The sequence below is a fragment of the Paraburkholderia sp. BR14320 genome (assembly GCF_040948665.1).
Taxonomy (GTDB): domain Bacteria; phylum Pseudomonadota; class Gammaproteobacteria; order Burkholderiales; family Burkholderiaceae; genus Paraburkholderia; species Paraburkholderia youngii.
Genome location: NZ_JBFPKG010000057.1, coordinates 1 through 13,369, shown reverse-complemented (window position 1 = coordinate 13,369; position 13,369 = coordinate 1). Strand labels below are relative to the sequence as shown.

At 62.8% G+C, this 13,369-nt stretch carries 13 protein-coding genes and 1 tRNA gene; 3 read left to right on the top strand and 11 right to left on the bottom strand.

Annotated features, from left to right (window positions below):
• Positions 1–12 precede the first annotated feature (12 nt).
• The 11 genes from AB3X89_RS33230 to AB3X89_RS33180 form a co-directional block, all read right to left on the bottom strand.
• Entirely contained in the window at positions 13–1,266 is a 1,254-nt protein-coding gene (locus AB3X89_RS33230; RefSeq protein WP_013088937.1) for an NADH-quinone oxidoreductase subunit D, read from the bottom strand.
• Between the two features lie 9 nt (positions 1,267–1,275).
• Positions 1,276–1,878, bottom strand: coding sequence for an NADH-quinone oxidoreductase subunit C (locus AB3X89_RS33225; protein ID WP_368587039.1), 603 nt, complete (start codon positions 1,876–1,878; stop codon positions 1,276–1,278).
• 20 nt (positions 1,879–1,898) lie between these two features.
• On the bottom strand, positions 1,899–2,378 hold the full coding sequence (locus AB3X89_RS33220; RefSeq protein WP_006052903.1) for an NADH-quinone oxidoreductase subunit B family protein: 480 nt from the start codon (positions 2,376–2,378) through the stop codon (positions 1,899–1,901).
• Positions 2,379–2,440: 62 nt separating this feature from the next.
• A complete protein-coding gene (locus tag AB3X89_RS33215) occupies positions 2,441–2,800 on the bottom strand; it encodes an NADH-quinone oxidoreductase subunit A (RefSeq protein WP_018420012.1) in 360 nt (119 codons plus the stop codon).
• 157 nt (positions 2,801–2,957) lie between these two features.
• A tRNA-Leu gene (locus tag AB3X89_RS33210) sits at positions 2,958–3,042 on the bottom strand.
• Between the two features lie 112 nt (positions 3,043–3,154).
• Positions 3,155–3,550, bottom strand: coding sequence for a preprotein translocase subunit SecG (gene secG, locus AB3X89_RS33205; RefSeq protein WP_018431499.1), 396 nt, complete (start codon positions 3,548–3,550; stop codon positions 3,155–3,157).
• An 82-nt stretch (positions 3,551–3,632) separates the two neighbouring features.
• Positions 3,633–4,409, bottom strand: a complete 777-nt coding sequence (gene tpiA, locus AB3X89_RS33200) for a triose-phosphate isomerase (RefSeq protein WP_368587038.1) — start codon at positions 4,407–4,409, stop codon at positions 3,633–3,635.
• Positions 4,410–4,506: 97 nt separating this feature from the next.
• Complete coding sequence (locus tag AB3X89_RS33195; RefSeq protein WP_368587037.1) at positions 4,507–5,523, bottom strand: NAD(P)H-quinone oxidoreductase; 1,017 nt, start codon at positions 5,521–5,523, stop codon at positions 4,507–4,509.
• Between the two features lie 150 nt (positions 5,524–5,673).
• A complete protein-coding gene (pnp, locus tag AB3X89_RS33190) occupies positions 5,674–7,809 on the bottom strand; it encodes a polyribonucleotide nucleotidyltransferase (RefSeq protein WP_368587036.1) in 2,136 nt (711 codons plus the stop codon).
• Positions 7,810–8,155: 346 nt separating this feature from the next.
• Positions 8,156–8,428, bottom strand: coding sequence for a 30S ribosomal protein S15 (gene rpsO, locus AB3X89_RS33185; RefSeq protein ID WP_008920609.1), 273 nt, complete (start codon positions 8,426–8,428; stop codon positions 8,156–8,158).
• Between the two features lie 194 nt (positions 8,429–8,622).
• A complete protein-coding gene (locus tag AB3X89_RS33180) occupies positions 8,623–9,930 on the bottom strand; it encodes a branched-chain amino acid ABC transporter substrate-binding protein (RefSeq protein ID WP_368587035.1) in 1,308 nt (435 codons plus the stop codon).
• Positions 9,931–10,116: 186 nt separating this feature from the next.
• On the opposite strand from AB3X89_RS33180, the gene AB3X89_RS33175 reads away from it, so the two are divergent.
• From AB3X89_RS33175 to AB3X89_RS33165, 3 genes are all read left to right on the top strand, one after another.
• Positions 10,117–10,668 (top strand): hypothetical protein, encoded by a 552-nt coding sequence (locus AB3X89_RS33175; RefSeq protein ID WP_176380822.1) that lies wholly within the window; start codon positions 10,117–10,119, stop codon positions 10,666–10,668.
• Between the two features lie 227 nt (positions 10,669–10,895).
• Positions 10,896–11,531 carry a carbonic anhydrase gene (locus AB3X89_RS33170; protein WP_368587034.1) on the top strand — a complete coding sequence of 212 codons (636 nt, stop codon included), beginning with the start codon at positions 10,896–10,898 and terminating at the stop codon, positions 11,529–11,531.
• Positions 11,532–11,639: 108 nt separating this feature from the next.
• A complete protein-coding gene (locus AB3X89_RS33165; protein ID WP_368587033.1) occupies positions 11,640–13,202 on the top strand; it encodes a SulP family inorganic anion transporter in 1,563 nt (520 codons plus the stop codon).
• Positions 13,203–13,369 lie beyond the last annotated feature (167 nt).

Below are 13,369 nucleotides of genomic sequence, written 5' to 3'. Positions count from 1 at the left end.
GATGAATATGTCCTAGCGATCCACTTCGCCGAACACGATGTCCTGGGTGCCGATGATCGTCACGGCATCGGCGATCATGTGGCCGCGCGCCATTTCGTCGAGCGAGGACAGGTGTGCATAGCCCGGCGCGCGGATCTTCAGACGATATGGCTTGTTGGCGCCGTCCGAGATCAGATAGATGCCGAACTCCCCCTTCGGATGTTCGACTGCGGCGTACGCCTCGCCTTCCGGCACGTGGAAGCCCTCGGTGAACAGCTTGAAGTGATGGATCAGATCTTCCATGTTCGACTTCATGCCGACGCGAGACGGCGGCGCCACCTTGTGATTGTCCGTCATCACAGGGCCCGGATTTTTACGCAGCCACTCAATGCACTGTTTCGCGATCCGGCACGATTGACGCATTTCTTCGACGCGTACCAGATAGCGGTCGTAGCAATCGCCATTCACGCCGACCGGAATATCGAAGTCGAGCTTGTCATAAACTTCATACGGTTGCTTCTTGCGCAGGTCCCACTCGACGCCCGAGCCACGCAGCATCGCGCCGGTCATGCCGAGTTGCAGCGCGCGCTCCGGACTGACCACACCGATGCCGACCAGACGCTGCTTCCATATCCGGTTGTCGGTGAGCAGCGTTTCGTATTCGTCCACGCACTTCGGGAAACGGGTGAAGAAGTCGTCGATGAAGTCGAGCAGCGAACCCTGACGGTTCTCGTTCATCTTCGACAACGCCTTCGCATTGCGAATCTTCGACGCCTTGTATTGCGGCATTGCGTCAGGCAGATCGCGGTAGACGCCACCCGGACGGTAGTAGGCCGCGTGCATCCGTGCGCCGGACACCGCTTCGTACACGTCCATCAGGTCTTCGCGCTCGCGGAACGCATACAGGAACACCGCCATCGCACCGACGTCGAGCGCGTGCGCGCCGATCCACATCAGGTGATTCAACACGCGCGTGACTTCGTCGAAGAGTACGCGAATGTATTGCGCGCGCAGCGGCACGTCGATGCCGAGCAACTTCTCGATGGCGAGCACGTAGCCGTGCTCGTTGGCCATCATCGACACGTAGTCGAGACGGTCCATGTACGGCACCGACTGGATAAACGTCTTGCTTTCGGCGAGCTTTTCAGTCGCGCGATGCAGTAGACCGATGTGCGGATCGGCGCGCTGAATCACTTCGCCGTCGAGTTCGAGCACGAGACGCAACACACCGTGCGCTGCCGGGTGCTGCGGACCGAAGTTGAGCGTGTAGTTCTTGATCTCTGCCATGACGTTCTCTTAGTGTTTCAGACCGCCATAGCGATCCTCGCGGATCACGCGCGGCGTGATTTCCCGCGGCTCGATCGTCACCGGTTGATAGACGACGCGCTTCTCTTCCGGGTCGTAACGCATCTCGACGTAGCCGGAGACAGGGAAATCCTTGCGGAACGGATGACCAATAAAACCGTAGTCGGTCAAAATGCGGCGCAAGTCCGGATGACCTTCGAAGACGATGCCGTACAGGTCGAACGCTTCGCGCTCGTACCAGTTGACCGAATTCCAGATATCGACGACGGACGGCAGGATCGGCATGTCGTCGTCCGGCGCGAATACGCGCAGACGCAGACGCCAGTTGTTCTGCACCGACAGCAGATGCAGCACTGCTGCAAAACGCGGGCCGTCGTAAGCGCCCTCAGCATAGGTCTGGTAATCGACGCCGCAAAGGTCGACACACTGCTCGAAACCGAGCGAGCGGTCGTCGCGCAGGCGCTTTGCCACGTTGAGGTAGTCGCCAGCCTTGACGACGATCGTCAATTCACCGACCGACTCGGTCACGCTCGTCAGGAGGCCGCCAAAGGCCACCTCGAGGTTCGCTTTCAGGGTCTCGAGTTTGCTTGCCATATTGTGGGGAGGCTTTGGCCTTATTGACGGGCGATGGTGTTGGTGCGGCGAATCTTGGCTTGCAGCTGGATCACGCCGTACACCAGCGCTTCCGCTGTGGGCGGACAACCCGGCACGTACACGTCGACCGGGACGATCCGGTCGCAGCCGCGCACCACCGAGTACGAGTAATGGTAATAGCCGCCGCCGTTCGCGCACGAGCCCATCGAGATCACCCAGCGCGGTTCCGCCATCTGGTCGTAGACCTTCCGCAGAGCGGGCGCCATCTTGTTGCACAGCGTACCGGCGACGATCATCACGTCCGACTGACGCGGACTCGGACGGAACACCACGCCGAAGCGGTCAAGGTCATAACGGGCGGCGCCCGCATGCATCATCTCGACCGCGCAGCATGCGAGACCGAACGTCATCGGCCACAGCGAGCCGGTGCGCGTCCAGTTGATCAGTTTGTCTGCCGTAGTGGTGACAAACCCTTCTTTCAAGACCCCTTCGATACTCATTTGCTTTCCACTCCAGACGGGGCGGCAAGCCTGGCCACCCACGCAAACCGGCGATTAATCCATCATTCCCAGTCGAGGCCGCCCTTCTTCCAGATGTAGGCAAAACCAAGCAGGAACTCGAGCAGGAAAATCATCATTGCCGTGAACCCGGCCCAGCCGATGTCACGCAATGCCACGCCCCACGGGAACAGGAACGCGGTTTCAAGATCGAAAATGATGAAGAGAATGGCGACGAGGTAGTAGCGCACATCGAACTTCATGCGCGCATCTTCGAATGCTTCGAAGCCGCACTCGTACGGTGCGTTTTTTTCAGTGTCGGGTTTGTTGGGACCAAGGAGCTTGCCGATACTGACCAGCGCTACGCCTAAACCGGTGCCCACAATAAGGAACAACAAAACGGGGAAATAGGCTGCGAGGTTCAAGACAATCCTCAATCGGTTGGTTCTGAGTGCCGTCAGGAGCATAGCACCCCTGACGCGAAATCACTTCCTGAACACGCATGACGCAAGCTCATAGCCATACGCCAGAAGTGAAAATGCCAGCCGAAGCGAAGCAAGCGGCTGGCATTTAGATAACATTTGGTGCCGACGGCGAGACTCGAACTCGCACAGCTTTCGCCACTACCCCCTCAAGATAGCGTGTCTACCAATTTCACCACGTCGGCACTATATGCAATCCGGGAAAACAACTTGTAAAACCCGCGAATCGCTTCAAGACTTGAATTGTAACTTGTTTAAACAGATTGTTCAACGCACAAGAGCACGCCTACCGAAAATTTATTTCGGCACACCCGTTGCTGGAACCGACGCGGGCGAAGCCGGCGCTGCGGGCGATGCCGCCACCGGAGCTGAACCTGCAGCCGGTGCGGAAGCAGGTGAAGCCGCGATCGGTGCAGTAGCTGCCGCGCCCAGCACGCCTGCCGACGGCTTCACGTGATACGCACCAAGGTAAGTGAGCGCCAAGGTCGTGGCAAAAAACAGCGCTGCGAGCACCGCCGTGGTACGCGACAGGAAGTTCGCCGAACCCGTCGCACCGAACAGGCTACCCGATGCGCCGCTGCCGAAAGCCGCGCCCATGTCGGCCCCTTTGCCGTGCTGCAGCAACACAAGGCCGATGACCCCGAGCGCCGACAACAACTGGACGACGATAATCAATGTTTTCAAATACAGCATCACACTCACCTGAGTCTTTATTTAACCGCGCCGCACACTGTGTGTTGCGCGAAAAGGAGCCATCCTTGTCGAGACGCTCTGCTTAACCAGCCACGCTGGTCGCAGCGGCCGCCTTGCAGATTGCCAGGAAATCCTGATCTTTCAACGACGCGCCGCCGATCAGGCCGCCGTCGATATCGTTCTGACGGAACAGTTCTTCCGCGTTGTCCGGCTTCACGCTGCCGCCGTACAGCAACGGCACGTCCGCCGCACCTTTTGCCGCGAGACGTGCGCGCAGGAACGCATGCACGGCCTGCGCCTGTGCCGCCGATGCGCTCTTGCCGGTGCCAATTGCCCACACCGGCTCATACGCGACGACGAGGCGAGCCGCCTCCTGGGCCGACAGCTTCGCGAGCACCTCGTCGAGCTGACCGCCGACGACCTGCTCGGTCGAGCCAGCCTCGCGTTCTTCGAGCGTTTCGCCGACGCACACGATCGGCGTCAACCCTGCCTCAAGCACACGCTGCGTTTTCACCGCGACCAGCTCGGCGCTTTCGCGGTGATACGCGCGGCGCTCCGAGTGCCCGACGATCGCAAACGTGGCACCAAAGTCTGTCACCATCGGCGCAGCCACTTCGCCGGTATAGGCGCCATGCGTGAACGCGGACACGTCCTGCACGCCCCACACGACCGGACTGCCTTCGAGCAGCGACTGCGCCTGCGCGATATAGAGGCTCGGCACGCAGACACCGACGCGCACGTCGGCCGGCAATTCATTGGCCCCCTGCACCACTGCCTGCAACAACGCGGCGTTCGCGGCGAGCCGCCCATGCATCTTCCAATTACCGACTACCAGTTTGGCTCGTTGTTGATTCGACATCGTCTCGTATTGTCCTGTCTTGCCAGTCCGACCTGCTCCGGCGCGCGCAAAACGCGCAATTTTACTGCGTGGGGTGGATCGGGTCAAACCGGTGGTGTCAAGCCTCCTGACCCCACGTCAACACGATCTTGCCAACGTGGGCGCTGCTTTCCATCAGCGTGTGGGCGTCGGCAGCCTGGGTGGCCGGAAACACGCGATGCACGACCGGCTTGATGCGCCCGGCTTCGAGATGCGGCCATACGCGCTCTTTCAGTTGCGCGGCGATCTGTGCCTTGAACTCGATCGGCCGTGGCCGCAGTGTCGAACCGGTAACGGTCAGGCGGCGACGCAGCACTTCGTTCAGGTTCAGCTCCGCCTTCGCGCCGCCGAGCAGCGCAATCAGCACGATGCGGCCACCGTCGGCGAGCGCCGACAGTTCGCGCGGCACGTAGCTGCCCGCGACCATATCGAGGATCACGTCGACCCCACGATCGTTGGTCAGCGACTTGATGACTTCGACAAAATCTTCCGTCTTGTAGTTGATGGCCCGTTCGGCGCCGAGCGCTTCGCACGCGCGGCACTTTTCGTCCGAGCCAGCGGTGGCGAACACACGGAACCCGAGCGCGTGCGCAATCTGGATCGCCGTCACGCCGATGCCGCTCGATCCGCCCTGTACGAGCAGCGTTTCGTTCGCGCCACCCTCACCCTGGCCGAGCTGCGCGCGATTGAATACGTTGCTCCACACCGTGAAGAAAGTCTCGGGCAGCGAAGCCGCTTCGACATCCGACAATCCCGCCGGCACGGGCAGGCATTGCAGAAGCGGCGCCGCCGCATACTCCGCATAGCCGCCGCCCGCGAGCAGCGCGCACACGCGGTCGCCAATCTTCAGACCGAACGGGTTGTTCTTCGCGTCGATCGTGCCGCCGACGATCTCGCCCGCCACCTCCAGCCCCGGCAGATCCGACGCTCCGGGTGGCGGCGCATAACCGCCCTTGCGCTGAAACACGTCCGGACGATTGATGCCGGATGCCGCCACCTTGATCAGCACCTCGCCAGCCTTGGGCTGCGGCGTCGGACGCTCCGCCAGCTTGAGGACTTCCGGGGCACCGAATTCAGTGATTTCGATCGCTTTCATCTGCGTCAACTCCAAGATTGGATTGCGTTGCCTATCCGTTGCTGCCGTTCGCCCTGGCACCCAACTGCGATTCGAATGCGCAACGCAATCCATCCTGCATGAAAAACGGCCGGCGTGCATGACACGGCCGGCCGTTTGTCCGTTACCGCCTTACTGCGGCGTCGGTTCGCCTTGCGGCGCGTCGTTCAGCAGTACCTTCGCCGACAGACGCACACGACCCTTCTCGTCCGTCTGGATGACCTTGACCTTCACCTGCTGGCCATCCTTCAGATAGTCGTTGATGTCCTTGATGCGCTCGTTCGCGATCTCGGAGATATGCAGCAGACCGTCCTTACCCGGCAGGATGTTCACGATCGCGCCGAAGTCGAGCAGCTTGAGCACGGTGCCTTCGTACACCTGACCCACTTCGACTTCCATCGTGATCGCTTCGATACGACGCTTCGCTTCGGCCATGCCTTCGCTGTTCGTGCTCGCGATCGTGACGACGCCATCGTCCGAAATGTCGATCGTGGTGCCGGTTTCTTCGGTCAGCGCGCGGATTACCGAGCCACCCTTGCCGATCACGTCGCGGATCTTTTCCGGGTTGATCTTGATGGTGATCATGCGCGGGGCGAACTCCGACAGCTGGGTGTTCGCGCCCGACACCGCCGAGGTCATCTTGCCGAGGATGTGCAGGCGGCCTTCCTTCGCCTGCGCGAGCGCGACCTGCATGATTTCCTTCGTGATACCCTGGATCTTGATGTCCATCTGCAGCGCGGTCACGCCTTGTTCCGTACCCGCGACCTTGAAGTCCATGTCGCCGAGGTGATCTTCGTCGCCGAGGATGTCGGTCAGCACCGCGAAGCGGTTGCCTTCGAGAATCAGGCCCATCGCGATGCCGGCGACGTGCGCCTTCATCGGCACGCCGGCGTCCATCAGCGCGAGGCAGCCGCCGCACACCGAGGCCATCGACGACGAGCCGTTCGACTCCGTGATTTCCGACACGACGCGGATGGAGTAGCCGAATTCGTCGGCGCTCGGCAGGCACGCCACGAGCGCGCGCTTGGCGAGACGGCCGTGACCGATTTCGCGGCGCTTCGGCGAACCGACGCGGCCCGTTTCGCCGGTCGCGAACGGAGGCATGTTGTAGTGGAGCATGAAGCGCTCACGGTATTCGCCTTCGAGCGCGTCAATGCTCTGCTCGTCACCCTTCGTGCCGAGCGTCGCAACCACCAGCGCCTGCGTCTCGCCGCGCGTGAACAGCGCCGAGCCGTGGGTACGCGGCAGCACGCCGGTGCGGATTTCGATCGGGCGCACGGTGCGCGTGTCGCGGCCGTCGATGCGCGGCTCGCCGTTCAGGATCTGGGTACGGACGATCTTCGCTTCGATGTCGAACAGCACGTTGCCGACCGACGCCTTGTCGGCCGCCACGGTACCGGCTGCCGCCGCTTCTTCCTCGAGCTTCGCCGAGGTCGCCGCGTAGACTTCCTTCAGCTTGGTCGAGCGAGCCTGCTTGTCGCGGATCTGGTAAGCCGCGAGCAGATCGGCTTGCGCGAGTTCCGTGACGCGCGCGATCAGCGCTTCGTTCTTCGCGGCCGGCTGCCAGTCCCACTCGGGCTTGCCGCCTTCGCGGACCAGTTCATGGATCGCGTCGATCGCGGTCTGCATCTGCTCATGACCGAACACGACGGCGCCGAGCATTACCTCTTCGCTCAGTTGCTGCGCTTCCGATTCGACCATCAGCACCGCGCGTTCCGTACCGGCGACGACCAGGTCGAGCGCCGATTCCTTCATCTGCGGACGCGTCGGGTTCAGCACGTATTCGTTGTTGATGTAGGCCACGCGTGCCGCGCCGACCGGGCCGTTGAACGGCAGACCGGACACCGCGAGCGCCGCCGATGCGCCGATCAGCGCCGGGATGTCGGCGGGGATTTCCGGATTCAGCGACAGCACGTGAATCACGACCTGCACTTCGTTGTAGAAGCCTTCCGGGAAGAGCGGGCGCAGCGGACGGTCGATCAGGCGCGAGATCAGCGTCTCGCCTTCCGACGGACGGCCTTCGCGACGGAAGAAGCCACCCGGGATCTTGCCGGCGGCGTAGGTCTTTTCGATGTAATCGACGGTGAGGGGGAAGAAGTCCTGACCCGGCTTCGCGGTCTTCGCGCCGACCACGGTGGCGAGCACCACGGTGTCTTCGACGTCGACGATCACCGCGCCGCTCGCCTGGCGAGCGATTTCACCGGTTTCGAGGCGAACGTTGTGCTGCCCCCACTTAAACTCTTTGACGATCTTATTGAACATAGTCATTGCTTTTCCTCATCGTAATGCCGCGCAGACCGGAAGCGGCGCGGCAACGCCGGGGCCGGCGCCGCATGGGAAGAGTCGTGCTATGCCATTCCAGAGAGTCACGTGCTGCGAGCGCGCGCGAACCGCTGGAATGACACAAAACTCTGCCCTGAAGCCCGGCCTTGTTTCCTGTTACTGCTTTTCTACTGCTGCTCTGCTACTGCTACTACGCTTGCCCGTGGACGCCGCGCGAACCGGCATACGCCGCGGATCACAGGCGGTGCGCGTTACACGAAGCGCGCCGTGCAAAAACAAAATGCCTGTATCAGCGAAACTGACACAGGCATCTTGCTGAACGACTGGCCGATTACTTACGCAGACCCAGCTTCTCGATCAGGCTGCGGTAACGATCCGCGTCCTTGCCCTTCAGGTAGTCGAGCAGTTTGCGACGGCGGCTCACCATGCGCAGCAGACCGCGGCGGCTGTGGTGATCCTTCGTGTGCTCCTTGAAGTGGGAGGTCAGTTCGTTGATACGGGTCGTGAGCAGCGCGACCTGAACTTCGGGGGAGCCGGTGTCGTTGGCTGCGCGTGCGAATTGCGCGACGACTTCGGACTTCTTGCTTGCTTCAACTGCGGACATGTCAATTTCCTTGATAACTGGACAGGCGGTCACGGAAGAAAGGCCGTGCCGTGGGATACCCGTTTCACAATTTACTGAGCCCCGTTCGTGGCTGAATTAGCTGAATGAGAACCCAGCCCAACAACGGGACGCGTATTGTAGCACAGCCGACTTCGGCCGCGAAGCCCGCGCTAGCAAGGCGGATCGCGCGTCTCTCAGGGGCGTCGCATCCGACAGACTGTCGGCAATATCGTGCGCTCGGCTGGCAGCGCCAGCACCGTGCGAAAGCCATAGCCGGAACCTTCGTTATCGAAATGCACGCCGGGGGTGCCGGCTTTGTCCATCTGCATCACGTAAAGGGGCTGGATCAGCTGATGGTCGTCGGCGCGCATCCACGATGCGTGAAAACCGTTGTCGAAGCGGATGCCCTCGAGCGCTTTCGCGACCGCCGTCGGATCGGCGCTGCCGGCGCGGTTCATCGCGGCGGCGAGTGTGTCGATCAGCAGTGGCATACGCAGCACCGGATAGTCGTCCTGCGCGGCCGGATAGCGCGCGCGGAACGCCGCGTACCATGCATCGGAAGCCGCGCCGCCGACGTTCGGATGCCACTCGGCCACGGCGATCACGTGACCCACGCCCGCGTCGCCGAGGGCGGCCGGCGCGCCGAGGCTGTTGCCGTAGAACGTGTAGAACTTCGTGTCGAGGCCCTGCTCGCGCGCCGCCTTCACGAGCAACGTCAGGTCGTTGCCCCAGTTGCCGGTGATCACGGCGTCCGCGCCGCTCGCGCGGATCTTCGCGATGTACGGCGCGAAGTCCTTCACTCGGCCGATCGGGTGGAATTCGTCGCCGACCACCGCGATGTCAGGCCGCTTCGCCGCGAGCGTCGAGCGCGCGAGGCTGCTTACGTCGTGGCCGAAGCTGTAGTCCTGATTCAGCAGGTAGACCTTTTTCACCGTCTTGTCGCGCTCGATCACCTCGGCGAGCGCGGCCATCCGCATGCCCGCGTGCGCGTCGAAGCGGAAGTGCCAGAAGCTGCAGTTCGTGTTGGTGAGCGCGGGGTCGTCGGCCGAGTAGTTCAGGAACAGTTCGCGGTTGTCCGGCTCGCGGCTGTTGTGCTTATCGATCGCGCCGATGAGCGCCGCGGCGACCGCCGAGCTATTGCCCTGCAGGATGTAGCCGATATGGCGATCCGCGGCTGCGCGCAATTGCGTCAGCGCTTCCTCTGTGCTGCCTTTGCTGTCGAGCACGACGAGTTCGAACGGATGCGCGCCGTCTGCGAGCTTCACGCCGCCGTGCGCGTTGACCTGTTCGACACCGAAGCGCAGATTGCGCTCGACTGCCGCGCCCGCGTTCGCGAACGGGCCAGACATGCCTTCGATCAGCGCGAGCCGGATCGGGGCGCCCGAGGGTTTGCCGATCGGATTCACCTCCGAACTCGTCGCCCGCGCCACGCCCACGCCAACCGCCGCCATTGAGATCGCCGTCAGCGCAACCGCCGCCGCCCGTTGCCACATCGCCGTCATGGTCGTCCTGCCTGAATCTTCGAAGCGCGGATCATAGAACCACGCGCACGGAATAGGCAAGCCGGCGCATCCGTTCCCTTTGGAGGCGACGCACGTTCGGGCAGCGCCATTCTTTCGCCGTGGCGCGTGTCAAAATAGTGCGTCTCGATGATAAGAACCGCTATGCAAACGCCATCGGAGGAATACATGTCGAACCGCCATCACCGCACGGCGGCCTCTATCACAACCCCGGCCGGCGCGAGTCTGCGGCGCGCCGCGTTCGTTTGCCTGAGCGTGCTCGCGCTCGCCGGCTGCGCCCAGCCGTGGCAGCAGTATCAACAGGGAGCGGATGCATCGACGGTGATCGCGCGGCTCGGACCGCCGCGCGAAACCTACGACCTGCCCGACGGCGGCAAGCGCCTGATGTGGCCGACCCAACCGATGGGCGAAACCACCACCGCCGCCGACATCGACGCGGCCGGCAAGATCGTCAACATGCGCCAGGTGTTGCAACCCAACGAGTTCTACCGCGCCGAGATCGGCAAATGGACGCGCAGCGACGTGCTGGTGAACTTCGGCCGTCCGGTCGAAACGTCGTACTTCCCGATGATGAGGCGCGAAGTGTGGACCTATCGGTATCTCGAGGACAACGTCTGGTACATGCTGTACAGCTTCTACTTCGACGACCAGGGCATCTTGCGCCTCACGCAGAAGACTCCCGACCCGCTGCACGAGCCCGACCGCCGCAGCCTGTTCTGAGTCCAGAGCGCCGTTTTCGAAAGAAGAAGCCAATCTCAAAAAAGCCGCTAGCCATAGGCGGCTTTTTTATTCCTTGAGCATAGAGAAGAATTTTATCCTGCTCGCGTCAACCATTTCGCAAAAGAAAGGTTATCGTAAACACCGTTAGGCACCGGCTCGCGATCGACCGCACAGCCGCGGTTTCGATCCGGTGCCAGGTCAATTGCCTGTGTTACGGAGTTGCTACGATGAACCGCCCCAAACACCTGCTGGTCGCCAACGTCGCGTGGGCCCATGAAACCGCGACGCGCAATCCGGCATTCTTTCGCGACCTCATGCGCGGACAGAATCCGCACATTCTGTGGATAGGCTGCGCGGACAGCCGAGTGCCCGCCGAAACGATCACACATTGCGAGCCCGGCCATCTGTTCGTTCATCGCAACATCGCCAACCTGTTTGATCCCGGCGACGACAACGTCGCGAGCGTCCTCGAATACGCGGTGCGAGTGCTCAAGGTCGGCCATGTGATCGTCTGCGGGCACTATGGCTGCGGCGGCGTGCGCGCCGCGCTGCTGCCGCCCGACCCCGCGCTGCCGCATGTAAACCGGCGTATCGCGCCGCTCTGCGCGCTCGCGCGAACGCATCGCCCGGAACTGGACGGCGCGGCGAGCGAATCGGATCGCGTGAACCGCCTCGCCGAGCTGAATGTGCTCGAACAGGTGCGGCAGCTACGGGCGAGCCCGATCGTGCACGAGGCTGATGCGCCGCCGCTCGTGCACGGCTGGATCTTTGCGCTCGACGACGGGCGCATCAAGGTTCTCACCTCCGGCTATAGCGCCGACGACGCGATGACCTGCCCGACCGCCGCGCACAGCGCGGCCTAGCGAAGCGCCTCGCGCGCCCCATTCAAACCGCGGACGGAGCCGACAGCGGAATCGTCATCGAGCCACCGCTGTTCGTCGCCCGCCACCCTACTCCCGCTTCTGGACTCCATGGATACTCAAACCTCCTTCTCCGCGCTCCAGCGCGACGTGCTCGCCGGAACGGCCGTTTTTCTGGTCGCGCTGCCGCTTTGCCTCGGCATTGCTCATGCATCGGGCGTCGACCCGTTTGCCGGACTGGTGTCGGGCATCATTGGCGGGCTCGTGGTTGCCGCGCTGAGTGGCTCGCGTCTGAGCGTAAGCGGCCCGGCCGCCGGCCTCGTCGTGATCGTCGTCGACGGCATCGCGCGGCTTGGCGGCTTTTCCGCTTTCCTGCTGGCCGTACTGCTGTCGGGCGTCATCCAGTTCGGCTTCGGCATGCTCAGGGCTGGTCGGTTGGCGGCCTACGTGCCGTCGCCGGTGATCAAGGGGATGCTCGCGGCCATCGGCGTGCTGTTGATCCTGAAGCAGTTTCCCGTAGCGCTGGGGTTGGCCGGCACCGCTCACTCCGTCCTCTCGGCGGCGGAGGTCGCAACGCCGCTCGGCCCAATCTCGCTGACCGCCGTGCTGATCACACTGCTGTCGCTCGCAATCCTCGCCGGCTGGGAAACGCGCGCGCTGCGCCGCTTCGCCGTCGTGCGCATCATGCCGGCGCCGCTCGCGGTGGTGCTGCTCGGCATCGGCGCGACCCTCACGCTCGATCTCGTCGCGCCATCGTTGGCACCGCCCGCCGAACGGCGGGTCGCGTTGCCGTCGCTCGAATCGTTCGCGGCACTGCAGGCCGTGCTCGCGTCGGCCGACTTCGGACCGCGGTTCGCCCAGCTCATCAATCCAGACATATGGCGCGTTGCGATCACGATCGCCATCCTCGCAAGTCTCGAAACGCTACTGAGCCTCGAAGCGGTCGAACAGATCGATCCGGAACGCCGCCGCGCACCGCCCGATCGCGAACTGAAGGCGCAGGGCGTAGGCAATCTGATCGCGGGCGCGATCGGCGGACTGCCGATCACCGCAGTGATCGTGCGTAGCTCCGCGAACGTGCATGCCGGTGCAAAAAGCCGGCTCTCGGCGATCGTTCATGGGGTGTTGCTTCTCATCAGCGTGTTCGCGCTCACGAGCGTGATCAACCTGATCCCGCTCGCCTGCCTTGCCGCGATCCTGATCTTCACCGGCTTCAAACTCGCCAAGCCGTCGTTGTTCGCCGGGCTCGCGCGACAGGGATTCGCGCCGTTCGCACCGTTTATCGTCACGGTCGCTGGTGTGCTCGTCACCGATCTGCTGATCGGTATCGTGCTCGGCATCCTGTGCAGCATGCTGTTCGCGCTGTACGCAAACCTGCGCGGCCCGATCGTGCTCGCGCAGCATGGCGATCACTACCTGCTGTCGTTTCGCAAGGACGTGTCGTTTCTCGGCAAGGTGCCGCTCAAGCACTATCTGGAGCAGATTCCGGATGGCGCCACCGTCATCGTCGACGCGACACGCGCCGATTTCGTCGATCACGACGTGCGCGAACTGCTGGACGCGTTCGTCGCGGATGCGCCCCGCCGCGGGATCACCGTCGACCTCAGATATCAGGTCCGCGAGCAGGCGCGCGCAACGAACGGCTGGTCGCTGCGGCGCACGACGGCGGAGTAGTCTCGGCGTATCGGGTCGCCGCGCTTGCGCGATGACCGCGAAAAAAAGGTTCTTCGTAGAAAAGCGTGGAGCGATTTTTGCCAATTGCGTAATCTGATGCCTGAATTGAGGGGACATCAGGGGGAGAATTGCTCGATCGCAAGGCACTGCAGGCGCTGGGGTGCTGG